The 14,318-nt window shown below is 63.2% G+C and carries 18 protein-coding genes; 15 read left to right on the top strand and 3 right to left on the bottom strand.

The annotated features are described in order from the left end of the window. Nucleotides 1-23 precede the first annotated feature (23 nt). Both N436_RS18155 and N436_RS18160 read right to left on the bottom strand, forming a co-directional pair. Complete coding sequence (locus N436_RS18155) at nt 24-362, bottom strand: EscU/YscU/HrcU family type III secretion system export apparatus switch protein (RefSeq protein WP_105946119.1); 339 nt, start codon at nt 360-362, stop codon at nt 24-26. Beyond that, nucleotides 359-1,915, bottom strand: a complete 1,557-nt coding sequence (locus tag N436_RS18160) for a flagellar hook-length control protein FliK (protein ID WP_110741659.1) — start codon at nt 1,913-1,915, stop codon at nt 359-361. The genes N436_RS18155 and N436_RS18160 overlap by 4 nt, the downstream gene beginning before the upstream one ends. Nucleotides 1,916-2,078: 163 nt before the next feature. On the opposite strand from N436_RS18160, the gene ccmA reads away from it, so the two are divergent. From ccmA to N436_RS18240, 15 genes are all read left to right on the top strand, one after another. Further along, a complete protein-coding gene (gene ccmA / locus N436_RS18165; RefSeq protein WP_105946121.1) occupies nt 2,079-2,711 on the top strand; it encodes a cytochrome c biogenesis heme-transporting ATPase CcmA in 633 nt (210 codons plus the stop codon). Further along, nucleotides 2,699-3,376, top strand: a complete 678-nt coding sequence (gene ccmB / locus N436_RS18170; protein ID WP_016711760.1) for a heme exporter protein CcmB — start codon at nt 2,699-2,701, stop codon at nt 3,374-3,376. The genes ccmA and ccmB overlap by 13 nt, the downstream gene beginning before the upstream one ends. 46 nt (nt 3,377-3,422) lie before the next feature. Continuing rightward, nucleotides 3,423-4,190, top strand: coding sequence for a heme ABC transporter permease (locus tag N436_RS18175; protein WP_016711759.1), 768 nt, complete (start codon nt 3,423-3,425; stop codon nt 4,188-4,190). Further along, nucleotides 4,187-4,363 carry a heme exporter protein CcmD gene (ccmD, locus tag N436_RS18180; protein WP_012273475.1) on the top strand — a complete coding sequence of 59 codons (177 nt, stop codon included), beginning with the start codon at nt 4,187-4,189 and terminating at the stop codon, nt 4,361-4,363. The genes N436_RS18175 and ccmD overlap by 4 nt, the downstream gene beginning before the upstream one ends. Next, nucleotides 4,360-4,815 carry a cytochrome c maturation protein CcmE gene (gene ccmE, locus N436_RS18185; protein ID WP_016711758.1) on the top strand — a complete coding sequence of 152 codons (456 nt, stop codon included), beginning with the start codon at nt 4,360-4,362 and terminating at the stop codon, nt 4,813-4,815. Before ccmD ends, ccmE begins: the two co-directional genes overlap by 4 nt. After that, nucleotides 4,812-6,800, top strand: coding sequence for a heme lyase CcmF/NrfE family subunit (locus N436_RS18190; RefSeq protein WP_110741660.1), 1,989 nt, complete (start codon nt 4,812-4,814; stop codon nt 6,798-6,800). Before ccmE ends, N436_RS18190 begins: the two co-directional genes overlap by 4 nt. Then, complete coding sequence (locus N436_RS18195) at nt 6,797-7,333, top strand: DsbE family thiol:disulfide interchange protein (RefSeq protein WP_027615291.1); 537 nt, start codon at nt 6,797-6,799, stop codon at nt 7,331-7,333. Before N436_RS18190 ends, N436_RS18195 begins: the two co-directional genes overlap by 4 nt. Further along, complete coding sequence (locus tag N436_RS18200) at nt 7,330-7,806, top strand: cytochrome c-type biogenesis protein (protein WP_104834242.1); 477 nt, start codon at nt 7,330-7,332, stop codon at nt 7,804-7,806. The genes N436_RS18195 and N436_RS18200 overlap by 4 nt, the downstream gene beginning before the upstream one ends. Continuing rightward, nucleotides 7,799-8,992 (top strand): c-type cytochrome biogenesis protein CcmI, encoded by a 1,194-nt coding sequence (ccmI, locus tag N436_RS18205; protein WP_105946125.1) that lies wholly within the window; start codon nt 7,799-7,801, stop codon nt 8,990-8,992. Before N436_RS18200 ends, ccmI begins: the two co-directional genes overlap by 8 nt. Before the next feature lie 12 nt (nt 8,993-9,004). Further along, nucleotides 9,005-9,421, top strand: a complete 417-nt coding sequence (locus N436_RS18210; protein WP_016711753.1) for a hypothetical protein — start codon at nt 9,005-9,007, stop codon at nt 9,419-9,421. A gap of 583 nt (nt 9,422-10,004) precedes the next feature. Continuing rightward, nucleotides 10,005-10,793, top strand: coding sequence for a PhzF family phenazine biosynthesis protein (locus tag N436_RS18220; RefSeq protein ID WP_105946127.1), 789 nt, complete (start codon nt 10,005-10,007; stop codon nt 10,791-10,793). Between the two features lie 54 nt (nt 10,794-10,847). Continuing rightward, nucleotides 10,848-11,255 (top strand): GFA family protein, encoded by a 408-nt coding sequence (locus N436_RS18225; RefSeq protein ID WP_105946128.1) that lies wholly within the window; start codon nt 10,848-10,850, stop codon nt 11,253-11,255. A 112-nt stretch (nt 11,256-11,367) separates the two neighbouring features. After that, on the top strand, nt 11,368-11,706 hold the full coding sequence (locus tag N436_RS18230) for an FKBP-type peptidyl-prolyl cis-trans isomerase (protein ID WP_019099528.1): 339 nt from the start codon (nt 11,368-11,370) through the stop codon (nt 11,704-11,706). Nucleotides 11,707-11,994: 288 nt separating this feature from the next. Next, nucleotides 11,995-12,501, top strand: coding sequence for a hypothetical protein (locus tag N436_RS18235; protein WP_110741661.1), 507 nt, complete (start codon nt 11,995-11,997; stop codon nt 12,499-12,501). A 233-nt stretch (nt 12,502-12,734) separates the two neighbouring features. Beyond that, on the top strand, nt 12,735-13,397 hold the full coding sequence (locus N436_RS18240) for a histidine phosphatase family protein (protein ID WP_105946130.1): 663 nt from the start codon (nt 12,735-12,737) through the stop codon (nt 13,395-13,397). 189 nt (nt 13,398-13,586) lie between these two features. On the opposite strand, the gene N436_RS18245 is transcribed toward N436_RS18240, so the two are convergent. Beyond that, the gene (locus N436_RS18245; RefSeq protein ID WP_110741662.1) at nt 13,587-14,315 is read right to left on the bottom strand and encodes an aspartate/glutamate racemase family protein; all 729 of its coding nucleotides are present in this window, start codon (nt 14,313-14,315) and stop codon (nt 13,587-13,589) included. Between the last annotated feature and the right edge of the window lie 3 nt (nt 14,316-14,318).

Genomic DNA, 14,318 nt, shown 5'->3' on the forward strand with positions numbered 1-14,318 from the left:
GTAAATAGTGCTGGCCCTGAGGCTCAGCCTGGCGGGCCAGGCAGGCGCGCAAGCACCTCTGTCACGTCGCGTTCGTCTATCGGTGAATCATCGAAGCCATACGGGACTTTACCGCGCAGTTGCCAGGCAAACGCGATGATTTCGGCGATGGTCAGGTACAAAGCTTCCGGGATCTGCTCGCCCAGCTCCAGGCGCGCCAGCAGGCGCACCAGCTCGGCATTTTCGTAGATTGGCACCTCGTGTTCGCGGGCCAGGGCCAGGATAGCTTCGGCCAAGGCATCGTCACCCTTGGCGCTGAGGGTGGGGGCCTGCTGGCCGTCGTAGCTCAGGGCAATGGCCTGGCGTGTGTGCTTCTGGCTCATGCGTTTTCATCCACCCAACGTTGTTCTACCCGCGTGCGCGGGCCTTGTGGCGGCGTGCCAGGGTGGCACTCCAGGTCACCGACGTCCAGGCCACGTGCCAGCAGGCGCTCGCGCAGGGCGCCGAGCTGGGTGTCGATCAGCCTGGCGGTTTGCTCACGCTCTGCCCACAGTTGCCCGCTCAGGCGGCCTTGGCTCAGTTGTGCCTGTACCTGCACGGGGCCGAGTGGCGACAGGTCGAAGGCCAGTTCGATGCGCCAAAGGGCCTGCAGCGGGTCTTGTGCTTCATGCTGGCGGTCGGCTTGCTGCTGCGGGGTTTCTTCGCGCTGCAGTTTGACCTGCAACGGGATGAATTCCTGGCCGTGGCGGATCGGCACTTCGGTTTGCCAGGTGGTCTGCAGGTTGCCGTTTTCCAGCGTTCCGGTCTGTTGCAGGCTGCTCATGGCATGGCTTTGCAGGCGCGAAATTGCCGCAGCGGCAAGGCGCAGCAGTTGTTGCAGGTCGCCTTCGTCTTCCAGGGCCTTGAGCAGGCGCGAGGGCAGCGGGAACGCCCCCGGCTGCGGCCTGGGGCTGACCCGTTCGAGCATGCCCAGCGCACTGCGGGCCAGTGCCGGCATGGTCACGGCCAGGCTGGCTGGTGCAAGGTTGGCCGTGCCGGGCGGCGTGGTCGAAGCCTGGGCGACCAGCCGCAATAAATGCGCCTTCAGATCGGTGGCGACGCTGGCAGGAAAGCCACCTAGCAGTTTCGCTTCAAGGAAAGCGCCACTGTTGTTCAAGGCCTGGGCAACCGCTTTCGCATCGCCCAGCTGACGCGCGTCTGGCAGGCTGACCAACAGGCGTTCGGCGCTGGCGCGCAGGTCGCCATCGATGCCAGGGTCTCGGGTCATCTGCTGCAGGGCGTTGAGCAGGCCGGGCAACGAGGCTTGGCGGTTTTGCTGGGTTAGCAGCTGCTGGGCGATGTTGAGCTGGTCCTGCCTGCCGCTGAGTGGCACGAAACGCAGTGACTGGTCACCCTGCACCAGCGCGCTGAGCAGGCTGCCGATAGCCAGAGGGCGTGGGCTGTCCACCGTCAGGGTGGCGCCGGCCTGGGCGCTGTTGAGCAGGCTGATCAGTGCCCGGTAGGCCGCAGGTTGGCCAGCGGCCTGGGGCAATAGCTGGTTGGTCATGACCTTGCCTTGCAGCAGGGTGCCGACGGGCACCTTGCTGGTGTCCAGGCGGGTGAGGGTGGCGACCTGGCTGGCGCTGGCCTGCTGCAGCATGATCGCCAGATGATTGCTTTCGGTCTGGCTGACGGTGATCTGGCTACCTTGAGGCAGGGGCTGGCTGGCACTGGCTTGCAGTTGGGTCTGAAGGCCGTTGGCCTGCATCAGCCGTAGCACCAGCTGAAAGTCGCTACCCACCTGCCGCATCGCAACCACTTCGGCCTGTGCGGTCTCGCCAGGGGCCATCAAGCCAGGCTGCGGTTGCGTCAGGCGCAGCAGTTCGCCGGTCATACCGGCCTTCATGGCTTGGGTATTGACAGCGGTTTGTGCAGCGAGACTATTGATTTCAGTCATGATTGTATACAACCTGTCGAGCCCGGCCTCTTGGCAGCGCGGCGGCGCATGTAATAATGCCGAGCGCCCGTGGTTGCCAGTATAACGGCAGCGCTGGGGGCGACTTGAGACACAGGGCTTCAGGCGACGCCGCACTGAAGCCCTACAAAGATAAGGCGAAACCGTGACCCTTCACCTCCAAGCCGCAGGCCTGGCCTGCGAGCGCGACTGGCGCCTGTTGTTCGAGCAGCTCGATTTCGAGTTGGGTGCCGGCGACATGCTGCAGATCAGCGGCCCCAACGGCAGCGGCAAGACCAGCCTGCTGCGTCTGCTGGCCGGGCTGATGCAGCCGACTGCCGGGCAGATCCTGCTGGGCGGTAAGCCACTGGCCGAGCAGCGCCATGCCCTGGCCAGCATCCTGTTGTGGATCGGCCACGCCGCTGGCATCAAGGACCTGCTCACCGCTGAAGAAAACCTCACCTGGCTGTGCGCCTTGCACCAGCCGGCCAGCCGCGAGGCGATCTGGGCCGCGCTGGAGGCCGTCGGCCTGCGGGGTTTCGAAGACGTACCCTGCCATACCCTGTCAGCCGGCCAGCAGCGGCGCGTGGCCTTGGCCCGGTTGCACCTGGCCTGCCCGCCGCTGTGGATTCTTGACGAGCCGTTCACGGCCCTGGACAAGCAGGGCGTGGCACAGCTGGAAGCACACCTGGCGGCCCATTGCGAACAGGGTGGCACGGTGGTGCTGACCACCCACCACATGCTGGAACGCAAGCCCTCCGGTTACCGTGAACTGAACCTGGGGCAATGGGCGGCATGAGCGTATTCGTCTTGTTGTTGCGCCGCGAAGCGCGCCTGCTGTTCCGCCGTCCGGCCGAGCTGGCCAACCCGCTGGTGTTCTTCGCCATCGTCGTGGCGTTGTTCCCTTTGGCGGTCGGCCCGGAAAGCCAATTGTTGCAAACCTTGTCGCCTGGGCTTGTCTGGGTGGCGGCATTGCTGGCGGTGCTGTTGTCGCTGGACGGCCTGTTCCGCAGCGATTTCGAGGACGGCTCGCTGGAACAGTGGGTGCTGTCGCCGCACCCGCTGGCGCTGCTGGTGCTGGCCAAGGTGCTGGCGCACTGGATCTTTTCCGGGCTGGCGCTGGTATTGTTGGCGCCGCTGCTGGCGCTGATGCTGGGGCTGCCGAGCCATTGCCTGCCGGTGCTGCTTGGCTCGTTGCTGCTGGGTACGCCGGTACTGAGCCTGCTGGGTGCGGTGGGTGCGGCGCTGACGGTTGGCCTCAAGCGCGGTGGTTTGTTACTGGCGTTGCTGATTCTGCCGTTGTATATCCCTGTATTGATCCTGGGCAGTGGTGCGTTGCAAGCGGCGTTGCAAAATATGCCGGCAACCGGCCACCTGCTCTGGCTTGCCAGCCTCACGGCCCTGGCCGTGACCCTGGCACCCTTTGCGATAGCGGCCGGCCTGAAAATCAGCGTTGGCGAATAACGAGTCCCGGGCTTTCAAGCCCGGCCAATACCCTGGATGTACCCTGATGAAAATAAGCTGGACGTGGTTCCACAAGCTGGGCTCCCCCAAATGGTTCTATGCCATCAGCGGCCGCATGCTGCCATGGCTGGCCGGTGCTGCCGTGCTCCTGCTGCTGGTCGGCATCACCTGGGGCCTGGCCTTCGCCCCACAGGACTACCAGCAGGGCAACAGCTTCCGCATCATCTACATTCATGTGCCGGCGGCAATGCTGGCGCAGTCCTGCTACGTGCTGCTGGCGGTGGCCGGGGTGGTGGGGCTGGTGTGGAAAATGAAAATCGCCGATGTCGCCTTGCAATGCGCCGCGCCGATCGGCGCCTGGATGACCGCCGTGGCGCTGGTCACTGGCGCCATCTGGGGCAAGCCGACCTGGGGCAGCTGGTGGGTGTGGGATGCCCGCCTTACGTCCATGCTTATCCTGCTGTTCCTGTACTTCGGCATTATTGCGTTGGGCCAGGCGATCAGTAATCGTGACAGTGCGGCCAAGGCCTGCGCGGTGCTGGCGATTGTCGGCGTGGTGAACATCCCGATCATCAAGTACTCGGTGGAGTGGTGGAACACCCTGCACCAGGGCGCCACCTTCACCCTTACCGAAAAACCGGCGATGCCCGCAGAAATGTGGCTGCCATTGCTGTGCACGGCGCTGGGTTTCTACTGCTTCTTCGGTGCCGTGCTGCTGTTGCGCATGCGCCTTGAAGTGCTCAAGCGCGAGGCGCGCGCCAGTTGGGTCAAGGACGAAGTGTTGAACAGCCTGGGGCGGAGGGCCGCACAATGAGCTTTGCCACCTTTGGCGACTTTCTCGCCATGGGCCACCATGGCCTGTACGTGTGGTCGGCCTATGGCATCTGCCTGGCCGTGCTGGCGCTGAACGTTGCTGCGCCGCTGCTGGCCCGCCGTCGCTACCTGCAAGAAGAGGCGCGCCGTTTGCGCCGGGAGAACAACCAGTGAATCCGCAGCGCAAGAAACGCCTGTTGCTCATCGTCGGCCTGCTGGTCGGCGTCGGGGTTGCCGTCGGCTTTGCCTTGAGCGCACTGCAGCAGAACATCAACCTGTTCTATACCCCCACCCAGATCGCCAATGGCGAAGCACCGCTGGACACCCGCATCCGCGCAGGCGGCATGGTCGAGAAAGGCTCGGTGCAGCGTTCGTCCGACTCGCTGGATGTGCGCTTCGTGGTCACCGACTTCAACAAGTCGGTACCGATCACCTACCGTGGCATCCTGCCTGACCTGTTCCGCGAAGGGCAGGGCATTGTCGCCCTGGGCAAGGTCAACGCCGACGGTGTGGTGGTGGCCGACGAAGTGCTGGCCAAGCACGATGAGAAGTACATGCCGCCCGAGGTCACCAAGGCCCTGAAGGAAAGCGGCCAGGCCGCCACGGGCGGGGAGGCCAAGCCATGAACGCGGCGCTGGTAATCCCCGAACTGGGCCAGCTGGCGATGATCCTGGCCATCTGCTTCGCCGCTGTACAGGCCAGTGTGCCGCTGCTCGGCGCCTGGCGGGGCGACAGCCTGTGGATGAGCCTGGCACGGCCGGCGGCGTGGGGGCAGTTCGCCTTCCTGGCCTTCGCCTTCGCGTGTTTGACCCATGCCTTCATGACCGACAATTTCTCGGTTGCCTACGTAGCCAGCAACTCCAACAGCGCCTTGCCCTGGTACTACAAGTTCAGCGCTGTATGGGGCGCCCACGAAGGTTCGTTGCTGCTCTGGGCGCTGATCCTGGGCGGCTGGACCTTTGCCGTGTCGGTGTTCTCGCGCCAGTTGCCGCAGGTGATGCTGGCCCGTGTGCTGGCGGTGATGGGCATGATCAGCGTGGGCTTCCTGAGCTTCCTGATCATTACCTCCAACCCGTTCCAGCGCTTGCTGCCGCAGGTGCCGACCGATGGTCGCGACCTCAACCCGCTGCTGCAGGACTTTGGCCTGATCGTTCACCCGCCGATGTTGTATATGGGTTACGTGGGCTTCTCGGTGGCCTTCGCCTTCGCCATCGCTGCCTTGCTCGGCGGCCGCCTGGACGCTGCCTGGGCGCGCTGGTCGCGGCCGTGGACCATCGTTGCCTGGGCCTTCCTTGGCGTGGGCATCACCCTGGGCTCGTGGTGGGCCTACTATGAGCTGGGCTGGGGTGGCTGGTGGTTCTGGGACCCGGTGGAAAACGCCTCGTTCATGCCCTGGCTGGTAGGCACGGCGCTGATTCACTCGCTGGCAGTGACCGAAAAACGCGGGGTGTTCAAGAGCTGGACCGTGCTGCTGGCCATTGCCGCGTTCTCGCTGAGCCTGCTGGGGACTTTCCTGGTGCGTTCCGGTGTGCTGACTTCGGTGCATGCCTTTGCCGCCGACCCGTCGCGGGGCATTTTCATCCTGATCTTCCTCCTGTTCGTGGTCGGTGGTTCGCTCACCCTGTTCGCCCTGCGGGCCCCGGTGGTCAAGAGCCAGGTCGGCTTCGCCCTGTGGTCGCGCGAGACGCTGCTGCTGGCCAACAACCTGGTGCTGGTGGTGGCCGCGTCGATGATTCTGCTCGGTACCTTGTACCCGCTGGTGCTCGATGCCCTCACCGGGGCCAAGCTGTCGGTCGGCCCGCCGTACTTCGATGCCTTGTTCCTGCCGCTGATGGCGCTGTTGATGGTGGTGCTGAGCGTGGGGGTGGTGGTGCGCTGGAAGGACACCCCGGGCAAATGGCTGGCCAGCATGATGACCCCGGTGCTGATCGGCAGCGCCATCCTGGCCCCGGTGGCCGGCTTTGTCGTCGATGACTTCGACTGGCCGACCCTGACCGCCTTCGCTCTGGCCGCCTGGGTGGTGCTCGGCGGGCTGCGCGACATCCTCGACAAGACCCGCCACAAAGGCCTGCTCAAGGGCCTGCCCGGCCTGGGCCGCAGCTACTGGGGCATGCAGCTGGCCCACCTGGGCCTGGCGGTGTGTGCGCTGGGCGTGGTGCTGTCGAGCAACAACAGCGCCGAACGCGACCTGCGCATGGCCCCGGGCGAAAGCGTGGAACTGGGTGGTTACCACTTCCTGTTCCAGGGCGCCAAGCACTTCGAAGGGCCGAACTTCATCTCCGACAAGGGCACCGTGGTGGTCAGCCGTGATGGCCGTGAAATCACCACCCTGCACCCGGAAAAGCGCCTGTACACCGTGCAGCAGTCGATGATGACCGAAGCCGGCATCGATGCAGGCTTTACCCGCGACCTGTACGTCGCCCTGGGCGAGCCGCTGGAGAACGGCGCGTGGGCCGTGCGCGTACATATCAAGCCTTACGTTCGCTGGATCTGGCTGGGCGGTCTGCTGACTGGCCTGGGTGGGTTGCTGGCGGCCCTCGACCGGCGTTACCGCGTCAAGGTCAAGACCCGGGTGCGTGATGCCCTGGGCGTGTCTGGAGCAGCTGCATGAAGCGTTGGATCATGGTAGTCCCCTTGGCAGTGTTCCTGCTGGTGGCGGTGTTCCTCTACAAAGGGCTGTTCCTCAAGCCCGACGAGCTGCCTTCGGCAATGATCGGCAAACCGTTCCCGGCGTTTTCGCTGGCCTCGACCCAGGGCGACCGCACCCTGACCCAGGCCGACTTGCAGGGCCGCCCGGCGCTGGTCAACGTGTGGGCCACCTGGTGCCCGTCCTGCAAGGTCGAGCACCCGTACCTTAACCAGCTGGCCCAGCAGGGCGTGGTGATTCACGGGGTCAACTACAAGGACGACAATGCCGCCGCGCAAAAATGGCTGGCCGAGTTCCACAACCCTTATCAGCTGGATATCCGCGACGAGCAGGGCAGCCTGGGCCTGGACCTGGGCGTGTACGGTGCGCCGGAAACCTTCCTGATCGATGCCAAGGGCATCATTCGCTACAAACACGTGGGCATTGTCGATGCCACGGTGTGGCGCGAACAGCTGGCCCCGCTTTACCAGGGCCTGGTCGATGAGGCCAAACCATGAGGCGTTGGCTGGCGGCTGCCGTGCTGGGCATGAGCCTGGCCGGCGTGGCCAAGGCGGCCATCGACACCTACCAGTTCCGCGACGAGGCCGAGCGCGAGCGCTATCAGCAACTGACCAAGGAACTGCGCTGCCCCAAGTGCCAGAACCAGGACATTGCCGATTCCAACGCACCGATTGCCGCCGACCTGCGCCGGGAAATCTTCCGCATGCTGGGCGAGGGCAAGAGCAACCAGCAGATCGTCGACTTCATGGTCGACCGCTATGGTGACTTCGTGCGCTACAAGCCGGCGCTCAGCGGGCGCACCTGGCTGTTGTGGTTCGGCCCGGGGATTCTGCTGGCCGGCGGTTTCGTGGTGTTGGCGGTGATCGTGCGCCGGCGCCGCGGTACGGCTGTGCAGGGCGGCAATGAATTGTCTGCCGAAGAACGCGAGCGTCTCGCCAAACTGCTGGAAAAAGAACAGACCCATGATTGAATTCTGGCTTAGCGCGGGCCTGCTGCTGCTCGCTGCCCTCAGCTTTTTGCTGATCCCTATCCTGCGTGGCCGTCGTCGTCAGCAGGAAGAAGACCGCACCGCCCTGAACGTGGCCCTGTACCAGGAGCGTGTTGCCGAACTGGCCGCCCAGCAGGCTGCTGGCGTGCTTGACGAGGCGCAGATGACCAAGGGCCGTGACGAGGCTGCCCGCGAATTGCTGGCCGATACCGAAGGCGCCGAGGCACCGCGCCAGGGCCACTTGGGCAAGGTTTTGCCGCTGCTGGCGGCTGTGCTGGTACCGCTGATGGCGCTTGGGCTGTACCTGCATTTTGGTGCGGCCGACAAGGTGGCCCTGACCCAGGAGTTCGCCGAGGCGCCCAAGTCGATGGAAGAAATGACCACGCGTCTGGAGCGCGTGGTGGAGGCCCAGCCGGATTCGGCCGAGGCCATGTACTTCCTGGGGCGCGCCTACATGGCCGAGCAACGCCCGGCTGATGCGGCGCGCACCTTCGAGCGGGCCGTGGCCCTGGCAGGCCGCCAGCCCGAGCTGCTGGGGCAATGGGCTCAGGCCCTGTATTTTGCTGCTGACAAACAGTGGAGCCCGCAGTTGCAGGCGCTGACTGACGAAGCCTTGAAGGCCGACCCCAACGAAGTGACCAGCCTGGGCCTGCGCGGCATCGCGGCCTTCGAAGGTGAGCGTTACCAGGAAGCCATCGACTACTGGAAGCGCCTGCTGGCGCAGCTGCCGGAAGGTGACGCATCGCGTGACGCCCTGCAGGGCGGTATCGACCGCGCCGTCGAGCGCCTGGGTGGGGCTGTGGCGGAAGCTCCACCCGCACCTGCGGCGGCCCGCCTGAAAGTGCGGGTGGAGCTGGCAGCGGCGCTGAAAGACAAGGTCAAGCCGGACGACACCGTGTTCATCTTTGCCCGCGCCAGCAATGGCCCGCCCATGCCGCTGGCGGCCAAGCGGGTGACGGTGGCGCAGTTGCCGATCGAGGTGGAGTTGTCGGATGCTGACGCGATGATGCCGCAGATGAAACTGTCGCAATTTGCCGAAGTCCAACTGGTTGCACGTGTATCGCGCGCTGGCCAGCCTACCCACGGCGAATGGATTGGCCAGGGTGCGCCACTGCCCAGCGCCACCCAGGCTACCCAGCGCCTGACCATCGACAGCCCCGACCAGTAAGAGAGCAATGCCATGCACAGCACCGTCCGCCTGACCCTGATTACCCTGGCCCTGGGTTTGTCTGCGTGTACGGTGCATCAGCCGTATGAGCAGCCTGAACCCCCGATTGAACGCGTGCCGCCACAGGGGCCGGTGGTCAAGCCGTTGCCGGGCGGGCAGCCATCGACCCAACCGAGCAAGCCGGCGGCGATTCCCAAACCGATGCCGCGTACCTCGGCCAGCTTTGCGCCACCGCCTGGCGGGGCCAGCCATTGGGACCCGAAGCTGGGTGTTTATGTGTTGGAGAAACAGCCCAATACCTTCTACCGGCAGCGTACTTATTACCGGTTCGACAACGGCTGGAGCTGGTCGCTGAGCCCGAATGGGCCTTGGCAGGAAACTGACAGTAGCGGTGTGCCGGGTGGCTTAGGTCGCGCATTCGCCCAGTAACGCGAAAAGCGAAAAGCGAAACAGTGCTGGTTCTTATATCGCGCAAAGTCCATTTGCTTTGGCGACGCTGACTCACCTATTCGCCCTTACTGCGAGTCACTTTTTGTCAAACGCGACAAAAAGTAACCAAAAAACGCTGCGCTCCCATCATCCGGCCCCTACGCTGCGCTCCGGGGTTCCCTCACTCCGGCCTTGCTCCCGGGAGGACCGCGCTGCAGGCCCCATCCTGGGGCCCAGCGCTTGACGGGCATCCATGCCCGTCACCTCCCTCCGCAAGGCCTGCGTTCGGCCTCCTGAAGTCGCGAAGATCAAGATCAAGAGCGGGGCTTTGTGTGGCGGTACAGTACAGTTTTACCTTGATATTTCGGTTGACTGTACTGGTCGATCACTCCGCATAATGACACCTCGAATTGACCCGCAGGTGGCTTGCGCAAAATTGCGCCTTCGCCGAGGGCTATCTGGTGAAGATCGGCCATGCCAGCGCGGTCGACACTGATGCGTGCGTCACTGTACTGCCGCAAGGTACCTAAGTAACCCTTTCAGCCATCTGCCTGGCAACACCCGGGCAACAAGGAGTGTGTGCATGCAACTCGAAATCTTCCAGGTCGATGCCTTTTCCGCCGAACCGTTCGGTGGCAACCCGGCCGCCGTGATTCCGCTGCAAAGCTGGCTGCCGGACGATGTGCTGCAGCGCATCGCCGAAGAGAACAACCTGTCGGAAACCGCCTATTTCGTGCGCAATGGTGAAACCTACGACCTGCGCTGGTTCACCCCGACCGTGGAAGTTGACCTGTGCGGCCACGCCACCCTGGCGTCCGCCTATGTGCTGTTCGAGCAACTGGGCGAGCAGGCAAAGGTGCTGCGCTTCAACACCCGCAGTGGCGAACTGCGCGTCAGCCGTGGCGCTGACGGGTTGCTGGCGATGGATTTCCCGGCCAAGCAGCCGGTTGCAGTGGATATCCCGGCAGGGTTGCTGCAAGCGCTGGGTTTGAACCAGGCACAGGCGTTGTACCAAAGCGACGACTATGTGGTGGTGATCGACGATGCGTTGATCCTCGACACCCTGAAGCCGGACTTCGTTGCGTTGAACACGTTCGACGTGCGTGGTATTGCCGTGACGGCAGCAGGGCGTGGTTTTGATTTCGTCACCCGCTGGTTCGGCCCGCGGGTAGGCGTGAATGAAGACCCGGTAACCGGTTCGGCCCACACCTCGCTGGCACCGGTGTGGGCGGAGCGCCTGGGCAAGCGGGTACTGAGCTGTGAGCAGGGCGGGGCGCGCAAAGGGCAGCTGCAGTGCGAAGTGCCGGGCAATGGCCGGGTAATCATCAGCGGGCGGGCGGCGTTGTACCTGCGCGGTACCGTCTACTTCTGAGGCCCGTTCAGGCATCTATACTGGCTGGCTCTTTCCCTGTTCAAGGAGCCAGCCATGGCCCTGGAAAAACAAGGCACTTGCCTGTGTCGCGCCACCACGCTCAAGGTCACTGTAGACAACACCCATGTCAGTGCCTGCCATTGCAGCATGTGCCGCAAATGGACTGGCGGCCCGCTGCTGGTTGTGGAGTGCAGCCGGCCCCCGGTGATCGAAGGGCGTGTGCCCTCGGTGTATGAGTCGTCTGACTGGGCTCAGCGCGCGTTTTGCGGCCAGTGCGGCACGCACCTGTATTACCGGCTCAAGGCCAACGACTTCCATGCCGTGCCGGTCGGCCTGCTCGACGGTGACCAGGCGTGGGATTTCAACCTGCAGATTTTCGTGGAAGAAAAACCCGCCTGGTACTGCTTCGCCAACCAGACCAAGGAACTGACTGGCCAAGAGGTGTTCGAGCAGAACAGCTGATTGCTCAGCGCGGCCCGGTTTGAAGCGGCGGCATGAAACACCGCGCAAACTTGCAAAACCGGTGCATTCCTGAGAAAAGGGCAGCTTTGTTTTCCCGCGTTGGAGCGTGCCCATGAGCCAAGAACTGCAGATCATCGACCTGGTGGAGGGTGATGGCAAAGCCGCCGTCAAAGGCGCCCTGATCACCACCCAGTACACCGGCTGGCTGGCCGACGGCAGCGAGTTCGATTCGTCCTGGTCACGCGGCAAGCCGTTCCAGTGCGTGATCGGCACCGGCCGGGTGATCAAAGGCTGGGATCAAGGCCTGATGGGCATGCGTGTGGGTGGCAAGCGCAAGCTGCAGGTTCCAGCACACCTGGGCTATGGCGAGCGCAGCGTGGGGGCGATCCCGCCGAATTCGGACCTGACCTTCGAGATCGAATTGCTGGAAGTGCTGACGCGGGATGATTGAGGAAAAGGACTACACGCTCTGTCGATCGATGCCTGATTGAGGTGCTATTTAGGGTCGGCTAACCTTGCAGGCTTAGTGAGCGTACAGGGTAGTCCTCTATGAAATCGCATTTTTCATCTCGAGTGGTTCGCGAAGCCAATGCGTTGCTGGTGGCATCAGGCGCGCGAATGGAAATCTCGTTGCCGCGTGAACTGGCGAGTGTGGTTACAAACACCCGAAAAACACGCTCTGAATTGAAGGCAGCCTTCGCGGCTGCGTACTGCCGATTACGCAAGGGGTAATAGCCTGATGGCTGACGGCTGTTACAACCACATCTACTCGGTGCTTGTGGAGAATGAGCAAGATACGCTCGGTATCATTGCCTATTCGCTTTACAAGAGGCAAAAAATCGAGTTTATCCAGGCTTTCAAGGAAAAGCATGACCGGGAACCGCGGGATGAAGACCTGGCGCCTTTCCACTATGTCAGTAACAGCCCCTCGCAGATAGAGGGTTACCGTAATCAGGCCAGCCAGCTTGCTCAGGGATTTCTTGATGCCTCGATCGCGGCGCAGGCTGTGGAGCTTGAGCAGTACTATTCCGACAAGGCAAGCAGCGAGATCAGGGAGGCCAAGCCCGGATTCTGGTTGGGCGTGGCGCAGAGTCTCGTGGGCTCAATCCTCTTCGTATTCTTGCTGGGCTTTCTGGTGTTCTTCACGTGGAGTTTGAATCAAGGCCCGAAGCAGGTCATTGAACAGGTGTTCGATGTAACCATTATCGATTCAGACTCTCGGGGTGAAACGGCTGGAATGCCGTAGCGGTCAGCGGTGGAAGTGACAAGGTACGAACGGACACAATTCAGAAACACCCATCCCCTAACCTAGGCCTTGCCTAGGGAACGGCATCTACCTTCAGGGAGGAACCAAACGGGTTCAGGGCACTCTGACCCTCACTCGTTGCCAAGGATGGCATTCACTACAAGGGCGCCCTGCAGCTGATGGGGCGATGTGGCGGGTTGACCCGATTTTCTTTGCCACACGAGCCTGCCTTGATGAAGTTGCCAACATTCTTCCGCCGTCGCCGTCACTTGCTGCTGAGCCTGGTGCTTACAGCTGTCGCCGTACCGCTGGCGCTGGAGGCTGTCGAAAGCCGTGCGCAACCGGTGGATGGCACCCAGACCCTGGTGTTTCTGCGCCATGCCGAGAAGCCGGGCGAGGGGCTGGGCCAGTTGAACTGCCAAGGCCTGAACCGTGCGCTGGACCTGGCTACTGTGCTGCCCGAGCGCTTTGGCAAGGCCGATTACGTGTTTGCTGCCAATCCTTCGCGGCATGTCGAGGAAGGCAGCAAGGACGAAAGCTACAGCTACATCCGCCCGCTGATGACCATTACTCCCAGCGCCATCCGTCTGGGCCTGCCGGTGAACATCGACTATGGCGCCAACGACACCGACGAACTGGCTGACGAGCTGCTGAGCGACAAGTACCGCAATGCAACCATCTACACCGCCTGGTCGCATGGTTACCTCCCGGAGTTGATCAATACCGTGGCCGGCAAGGCGCTGGGTGAAGAGCGGGTGATTACCGATGACTGGAACGGCGATGACTTCGATACCCTCTATGTACTGACCCTGACCTGGCACGACGGCAAGGCCAGCCTGCTCAGCCGCAATGTGCGCCAGGGTTTGAATGACGGTGCGCATAGCTGCCCGACATGAGGTTTTAGCGTGACGGGTAATTTACCTTGGCCCGCGGCAGTGCAGAGTGCTTGACCCGGGTGATGGTTTGACCTGTACCGGCCCTATCGCCGGCAAGCCAGCTCCCACAGGGACCGCACACATGTTGAAGCCTGTGCAACACCTGTGGGAGCTGGCTCCGGCGATAGGGCCGGAGCAGGTTAAATACCTTTAACGGCCAAACCGCATAGGCCAACCCACCACTTTCTTCGCCCGTGGCGTGGCATAGGTGCGCACCTTGGAGGTACTCAACCCCATGCGCACCAGCGATTCGGCAATGGTCACCGCCGCGCTCACCCCATCCACCACCGGCACGCCGGTGCGTTGGCGGATCTGCTCGTCCAGCCCGGCCATGCCGCCGCAACCCAGGCAGATCACCTCGGCCTTGTCATCACGCACGGCTCGCTCGGCTTGCGCCACGATGGCTTCCACCGCACGCTGCGGGTCTTCTTCCAGTTCCAGCACGGCCAGCCCGCTGGCCCTTACCGAGGCACAGCGGTCGTACAGCCCGGAGAGCTTCAAACGGTCCTCGATCAGCGGCACGGTGCGGTCCAGGGTGGTCACCACCGAGTAGGCATGACCCAGGTACATCGCCGTGCTGGCGGCTGCATCGGTAATGTCCACTACCGGTACGTTCAGCAGCTCCTGCAAGCCTTCACGGCCGTGTTCGCCATAGCCGGCCTGGATCACGGCGTCGTAGGGGCCTTCATAGGCCAGCACCCGGTCCATCACGGCGATGGCAGCCAGGTAACTCTCGAAATTGCCTTCCACCGACTCGGCGCCAAACCAGGGGGTGAGGCCAATGATCTCGGTGCCGGGGGTGGCGACACTGCGCGCTTGTTCGGCAATGGCCTCGGTGATGGCTTCGGTGGTGTTGACGTTGGCAATCAGAATACGCATGGG

The sequence above is a fragment of the Pseudomonas sp. RV120224-01b genome (assembly GCF_003208145.1).
Lineage (GTDB): Bacteria > Pseudomonadota > Gammaproteobacteria > Pseudomonadales > Pseudomonadaceae > Aquipseudomonas > Aquipseudomonas monteilii.

Bases quoted from the DNA above. Each gene is read 5' to 3' on its own strand.
- N436_RS18155 (WP_105946119.1), bottom strand. From the start codon at position 362: ATGAGCCAGAAGCACACACGCCAGGCCATTGCCCTGAGCTACGACGGC.
- N436_RS18160 (WP_110741659.1), bottom strand. From the start codon at position 1,915: ATGACTGAAATCAATAGTCTCGCTGCACAAACCGCTGTCAATACCCAA.
- ccmB (WP_016711760.1), top strand. From the start codon at position 2,699: ATGGGCGGCATGAGCGTATTCGTCTTGTTGTTGCGCCGCGAAGCGCGC.
- N436_RS18175 (WP_016711759.1), top strand. From the start codon at position 3,423: ATGAAAATAAGCTGGACGTGGTTCCACAAGCTGGGCTCCCCCAAATGG.
- ccmD (WP_012273475.1), top strand. From the start codon at position 4,187: ATGAGCTTTGCCACCTTTGGCGACTTTCTCGCCATGGGCCACCATGGC.
- N436_RS18190 (WP_110741660.1), top strand. From the start codon at position 4,812: ATGAACGCGGCGCTGGTAATCCCCGAACTGGGCCAGCTGGCGATGATC.
- N436_RS18195 (WP_027615291.1), top strand. From the start codon at position 6,797: ATGAAGCGTTGGATCATGGTAGTCCCCTTGGCAGTGTTCCTGCTGGTG.
- N436_RS18200 (WP_104834242.1), top strand. From the start codon at position 7,330: ATGAGGCGTTGGCTGGCGGCTGCCGTGCTGGGCATGAGCCTGGCCGGC.
- ccmI (WP_105946125.1), top strand. From the start codon at position 7,799: ATGATTGAATTCTGGCTTAGCGCGGGCCTGCTGCTGCTCGCTGCCCTC.
- N436_RS18210 (WP_016711753.1), top strand. From the start codon at position 9,005: ATGCACAGCACCGTCCGCCTGACCCTGATTACCCTGGCCCTGGGTTTG.
- N436_RS18220 (WP_105946127.1), top strand. From the start codon at position 10,005: ATGCAACTCGAAATCTTCCAGGTCGATGCCTTTTCCGCCGAACCGTTC.
- N436_RS18225 (WP_105946128.1), top strand. From the start codon at position 10,848: ATGGCCCTGGAAAAACAAGGCACTTGCCTGTGTCGCGCCACCACGCTC.
- N436_RS18230 (WP_019099528.1), top strand. From the start codon at position 11,368: ATGAGCCAAGAACTGCAGATCATCGACCTGGTGGAGGGTGATGGCAAA.
- N436_RS18235 (WP_110741661.1), top strand. From the start codon at position 11,995: ATGGCTGACGGCTGTTACAACCACATCTACTCGGTGCTTGTGGAGAAT.
- N436_RS18240 (WP_105946130.1), top strand. From the start codon at position 12,735: ATGAAGTTGCCAACATTCTTCCGCCGTCGCCGTCACTTGCTGCTGAGC.
- N436_RS18245 (WP_110741662.1), bottom strand. From the start codon at position 14,315: ATGCGTATTCTGATTGCCAACGTCAACACCACCGAAGCCATCACCGAG.